4 protein-coding genes are annotated in these 6290 nt (G+C 63.2%); all 4 read left to right on the top strand.

Annotated features, from left to right (window positions below):
* The first annotated feature begins 349 nt into the window (after positions 1–349).
* Positions 350–796, top strand: a complete 447-nt coding sequence (locus ABSG20_RS26745; RefSeq protein ID WP_423867492.1) for a hypothetical protein — start codon at positions 350–352, stop codon at positions 794–796.
* 211 nt (positions 797–1007) lie between these two features.
* On the top strand, positions 1008–3365 hold the full coding sequence (locus ABSG20_RS26740) for an Orn/Lys/Arg family decarboxylase (protein WP_423867491.1): 2358 nt from the start codon (positions 1008–1010) through the stop codon (positions 3363–3365).
* A 2-nt stretch (positions 3366–3367) separates the two neighbouring features.
* A complete protein-coding gene (locus ABSG20_RS26735) occupies positions 3368–3946 on the top strand; it encodes a GNAT family N-acetyltransferase (protein ID WP_423867490.1) in 579 nt (192 codons plus the stop codon).
* Between the two features lie 760 nt (positions 3947–4706).
* Positions 4707–6290 (top strand): hypothetical protein (locus ABSG20_RS26730; protein ID WP_423867489.1); only part of this gene is annotated, 1584 nt, incomplete at its 3' end.

Below are 6290 nucleotides of genomic sequence, written 5' to 3'. Positions count from 1 at the left end.
GCCCCTCATCTGGAACGAGACAGCGGTGACCCTAGACTGATTAGAACAAAAAGGCAACTATAATATTTTTTAATATGGGGCTTGACAGCCCAAATCACACCAGATCTGGCCCGTCGGGCACGTGCTTTTTTGTGCGGGGTCGTCCGATGCTCGGCGGACAAGAAAAAGTTTCGCCCGGATGAGCCAACGGGTCGGCGCGAATGCGCCGCCCCGACGACAGGCTCCGCTCATCCGGGGCTTGCTGCGGCGGTCCCGCATATCGCTGCGCTCATGCGGGCTACGGGCTACGGGCGACTACACCAGGGCTGCCGACCATGCTATGTGGGAAGGTGCGGGGAGGACAGGATGCATGTGGAACCGGTTTTGGAGGCAGTGGACGATCGATAAGCCAGCGGCTTTGGGCGACTGGCTGTGGGATATTTTCGTGGTTGAGCTAGCCGCATTTCTGGACCGGCTGACGTTAAGACAGCTGATCGCGTTCATTCCTGTCGTCATTCTGGTCGTGGCTTACGCGCACAGCATTCCCATTCCCCCGGAATTGATGCTGCTGGGCGATGTGCTGGCCTATGTCGACATCTTTTCGATGATCTTGCTACTCAGCCTCATCGGGCGCGCAGCGCCCATCGTCTACGTCGTCCGGCAGGCCGTCGAACAACTGCTCAGGCGCATCGGACGGAACCGTCCGGATGCCCGTCACCAGCGAGAGAGTGGTGCGAGGCATCGAAGGCGGTCGATCGTCCGAACGAAAACCGACGACGACGCTGATGTCCCCATCGATGGCATGGCATGGGCCTGACGGCGCTCGCAAGGCCTCCCCGACCTCCCCCAGGCCGGGCGGCAGTCCGCCTGGATCGCTCCGCTCGCGCGATGACGCACGAGGGCGGCCACAAGGGCCGCCCCTACGCCACGAACAGCGGTCGCAGGCCATCACGTTGGTGCGCGTAGGGGCGGCCGTTGTGGCCGCCTTGCCGCGACAAACTATGCGGTGTTCATGGCCGGGGATCGAAATGTTGAACGAAGTCCATCGGGTGTTCGCGGCTCCCGTCTTTGATGCCGACGATCTCGAAGGGCTCCGCTTCAACCAGATCATCACCGAAATCGAGCGCTCCGGCTTCGAAGTGGTCAGGGCCCGCAAGCTCGAGGATGCGGAGATCGCGGTGCAGACCGACGCCGCCATCGGCTGCATGGTGGTCGACTGGGGCAAGAAGGGCCTGGAAGGCAAGACCGCGGCGCTGATCAATCTGATGCGGCGGCGCGGCCTCGATTTCCCGATCATCCTGCTGATCCGCCGCAAGCGGTTCGAAGACCTGCCGGTCGAGGTGCTCGACTTCATCGACGGCTATGTCTTCCTGTCGGAGGAGACGCCGGCCTTTATTGCCAAGAACCTGATCAGCCGCCTGAAGCAATATGCCGAGACCCTGAAGACGCCGTTTTTCGGCGCGCTGGTCGACTATGCCGAGGAGGGCAACCAATTGTGGACCTGCCCGGGCCACAATGGCGGCGTGTTCTACAACCGCAGCCCGATCGGCCGGGTGTTCGTGGAACATCTGGGCGAAGCTATTTTCCGCGACGACCTCGACAATTCGGTGCTCGACCTCGGCGACCTCCTGACCCACGAAGGCCCGGCGCTGAAGGCGCAACAGGAAGCCGCGCGCATCTTCGGCGCGGAAAAAACCTACTTCGTGCTCAACGGCACGTCGACTTCCAACAAGGTGGTGCTGGGCGCGCTCGTCACCGACGGCGACCTCGTGCTGTTCGACCGCAACAACCACAAGGCGGCCCATCACGGCGCACTGATGATGGCCGGCGGCATCCCGGTCTATATTCCGACCGTACGCAACGCCTGGGGGCTGATCGGCCCGATGCGCTGGGACGCCCTGGATGAAACCGCCTTGCGCGAGGCCATGCGCCACCATCCGCTGGTCAAGGACCCGGAAGCCTGGCGCAGACCGCGCCCATTCCGCGTCGCGGTCGTCGAACAGTGCACCTATGACGGCACGATCCACAGCGCCGAGATGATCCTCACAGCCATCGGTCATCTCTGCGATTACATCCTGTTCGACGAAGCCTGGGCCGGGTTCATGAAGTTTCATCCGCTCTATGCCGGGCGTTTCGCGATGGGGCTGTCGGGTCTCGGCCCCGATGCGCCGGGCATCATCGCCACCCAATCGACCCACAAGCAGCTGGCGAGCTTCTCGCAGGCCTCGCAGATCCACATCAAGGACCGCCATATCAAAGGCCAGAAGCGACGGATCGAGCACCGGCGCTTCAACGAGAGTTTCATGCAGCACGCATCGACGTCGCCTTTCTATCCGCTGTTCGCCTCGCTCGACGTCGGCGCCCAGATGATGAAGGGGCGCTCCGGCGAAGTGCTGTGGGACGACACCATCCGGCTTGGGATTGAACTGCGCAAGAAAATACGCGCCGTGCGGCGCGAATTCGAGGAGAAGGAGACGCGTCCGGAACGCCGCTGGTTCTTTGAGCCATTCGTGCCCGATCGCGTGGCGATCCCGGACGTCTCGCGCGAGGGCGCCGTGCACAACATCGCCTGGGAGGCGGTCAGCACCGATCTGCTCGCCAGCAACGCGAGCTATTGGCAGCTCGGCCCAGACCAGGTCTGGCACGGCTTTTCGGATCTGACGGCGGGCTTCGCCATGACCGACCCCAACAAGCTGACGTTGCTGACGCCCGGATTCGACCATGCCACCGGCTGCTATGCCGACCACGGCATCCCCGCCCCCATCGTCGCGCAATTTCTGCGCGAAAACCGCATCGTCGCGGAAAAGAACGACCTCAACTCGCTGTTGTTTCTGCTCACCCCAGGCGTCGAGGCCAGCAAGGCCGGCACCCTGATCAGCGGCCTCGTCGCCTTCAAGAAATTGCACGACGACAACGCCTTGCTGGAAGAGGCAATTCCCGAATTCTACCAGCGCCGCGCGGCGCGCTATGCCGGGGTGCGGCTGCGCGATCTCTGCGCCGAGCTGCATGGATTCTTCCGCGACGCCGGCGTCAGTGCGCTCCAGGCCAAGCAATTCCTTGCCGAGCACCTGCCGGATATCGCACTATCGCCGCGTGATGCGGCGCGCTATCTGGTCCGCAACGACGTTGACCATCTGCCCATCGACGCCATATTCGGCCGCATCGCCACCACGCCGTTCGTGGTCTATCCGCCCGGCATCGCGACGATTGTGCCCGGCGAGCGCCTCACCGAGCGGGCGCAACCCATGATCGACTATCTCAAAATGTTCGAAACCTGCTTCAATACCTTCCCCGGTTTCGACGTCGAGATCCAGGGGGTCTACAAGGAAGTCGATACGTCGGGCCGCATTCGGCTGCATACTTACGTGGTCTCCGAGCGAACCTGACGATGGAAACGACGCGTCCAGCCGTAACCAGCGAACAACCGGTGCTGGTCCGCGCCTCCCGCGACAGCGATGTCGAGGCGATGTTGACGATCTACCGCCAGCATATCAGGCGCGGCATCGAGGACAGCGTCGACGACAGCGGCACCCCGCAACCGGACGATTTGCGCGACCGGCGCAGGAACCTGCGCAACACGCGTTTGCCGCATCTGGTCGCGACGCGTGGCGGCGAGGTGATCGGCTATACGTATGTCGTGCTATTTCGCAAGCGACCGGCCTACCGCTACACGGTCAAGCATTCGATCTATGTCCACCGCGACGATCTCGGCCGCGGTGTGGGACGGTTGCTGATGCAGGAGCTCATCGATAGCTGCGCGGCGGCCGGTTTCCGGCAAATGATCGGCTATATCGATGCCGACAACACCGCCTCGCTCGCCATCCACGACAAGTTCGGCTTTCACCGGGTCGGACTGCTTCCGGGCGTGGCCTATCGCTATGGCCGGTGGGCCGACACCGTCATGGTGCAACGCTCGCTAGCCGCCGGTTCGACCGAGCCGCCGCAGCCTGCGAGCTTCAGTCGCTGAGCTCGCGAGGTGCGGATTGGAGCGCGTAATCGGCCATCTCGCGAAGGCGCAATCTATCCTCGTAGGGGCGGCCCTTGTGGCCGCCCTGCCGCGACAAACTCCGCTCCCGCGATGTGGCCCGAGGGCACCCACAAGGGGTGCCCCTACGCGACCAACAGCGGTCGCACGCCATCACGGGAAGTAGCCCGCATGAACGCAGCGATATGCGGGACCCGCGCCAACAAGAAAGCCCCGGATGTCGCTTCGCTCGTCCGGGTTACGCTCCAAGTCCGGCGTCGGGGCATCGTGTCCGGGGTGAGCCGACCGCAGGTCCGGCCTTGTCTGCCGCACCCGGATTGCGACCGATTTTTGCGATTTAGCAACATTTGAGCATGGTTTCGCTTGCCACGCCAGCGTGCCTCGCCCTCCGGAACGGAATCGCACAGAGCTATTTCCGTGGCCTATCCCCGATGCCGGGCCTGCCGTAACCCGACCGCCAAGCTCTCGCGTCTTGCGTCCACCATCAACACGGCGATCAAATCGCCATAGCGCATCAACGCCGGCAAACCGTCTCCCGCGGGTTCCTTCACTGGAGGCTTTCGGACGACGGCCCCAGCGCGAGCCCCGTCATCCGAAGCCCTTCACGGTAGCTGACGTCAATGCGCAGATCGGGAGGTCTTAGCCGTGAGGACTGCTGCCGCGAACCAGCTATGGCGTCTTGCGCCCCACCACGCACACGCTAAGGTTGGAGGCGATACTCAGCCGGGCAAGCAGGAACACCATGGCAGAGGAGGCGTTCGTCGGTCTGGGAGAAACCGACCGCGGGTTGGGGGAGCTAACCCAGGCCGATTTCGTCCATTTGGACCTCGGGCATTGGCTGGACACGCCGCCCGCCGCCGGGACACCCCCCGGTTCCCTCCCCTACGAACTAGTAAGCGAATACGCTTTCGAGCGGCTCTGCTTTCATTTGTTACTCAAAAATGGAACAAGCCCTCGCTTTTGGGGGCGGCGCGGGCAGGCCCAGCACGGTATCGACCTGATTCTTTCCGATGGTGCGGCTAGCGTCGTGCATCAATGCAAGCACGCCGCCGCCTTCGACCATCGTGGGTTAGAGGCTGCTGTACGCAAATTCCAGAGCGACTGGTTGACACGGCCCGCACTTGGCCGACCTCGGAGCTTCGTGCTATGGACCTCGGCGCGCCTCACCGACACGGTCGCTTGGGAGGACACCAAGCGACGGCTCGCTCGCGAACTCAAAATCGAAATCGAGGAGCGGCACCGCGACATGCTAGATGCATGGCTGCGCGAGGAGCCCGGTATCGTCGCAGACCTGTTCGGCAACGCTGTGGCGGAAGGCTTCTGCGGCCGCGGGCGCGACTGGGATCTCGGCCTATTTCGGCCGTTGCATCGCGACAGTGGCGACCCCCGAGTCGCTCTATACCTCGACCTACTTGAACAAGACTGCATCGCCGATCATCCGGCAGATGCGGAGGCCTTCGAACGGATTCTCTCGCAGGAGCAGACGGTCCTGCTCTCCGGGCTTGCTGGCGCTGGCAAGACAATGACTGCCCTGGACTTGGCCCGGAGGTTCGACGGGGGGAATTGGCGCACCTACTACCTCCGGGCGGACGACACACAGAACGTCGATTACCTCTACGCCGGCCTCCGCGACCGTGCTTTTCGTCCTTCAATCTTCATAATCGACGATTGTCACCGGGCGTTCGGTCATGTCGATGCCCTGAGGCGCCGGTTGGCGGGGTTAGACCGCCCGTTCAAGCTCGTCCTTGCCGCTCGCAGTCCGCCGAGTGGTATGGATTTTCTTGAGCCCGACGGGTTAGGCCTCGTTGATGAGTTGCGCTTAGCCGGGCAGGTCATCGATGTCGCGGCCGATGAGGTTCGCTTCCGTGCCGTCGTTGCCAAACGCCGGCCAGCGTGGCGCGAACCGCCGATCCCCAGGCTTACGGCATTGAGCGGGCGGGACCTCGCTATCCTCGAAGTGATCTTGGAGGCGGCACAGTACCAAGATCTGGTCCGCAGTGGGAAAATCGAGGACCTTTTCCCGAAAATCTTGAGTCTCGTGTTCGGGACGCACCGGGCGGAGGCTCCGAATCTGAGGCGCCTTGCCGCAGTCGCCCAGTTTGACCTCGCCCTCCCGGAGCGTCTTTTTCCCGACCCCTTCGAAGCAGATCGAAATCGCGCAGCGGTCACACGCTTCGTCGTCGCTCGTGGACGGCCGAGCGCCTTATCGTTCAGCCACCCCTCCGCAGCGGAAGTGGTGTTCCGTCTCATTGCGTGGAGCCATGGCGAGCAGAACCCATCGTCGGCCTGCGCGCGCGACTGCGCTGCGCTACTGCTGCAGCACGTC

Origin of the sequence: Bradyrhizobium sp., assembly GCF_049512235.1 — a bacterium.
GTDB lineage: Bacteria > Pseudomonadota > Alphaproteobacteria > Rhizobiales > Xanthobacteraceae > Bradyrhizobium.
This window is presented reverse-complemented; position numbering and strand designations above follow the sequence as displayed.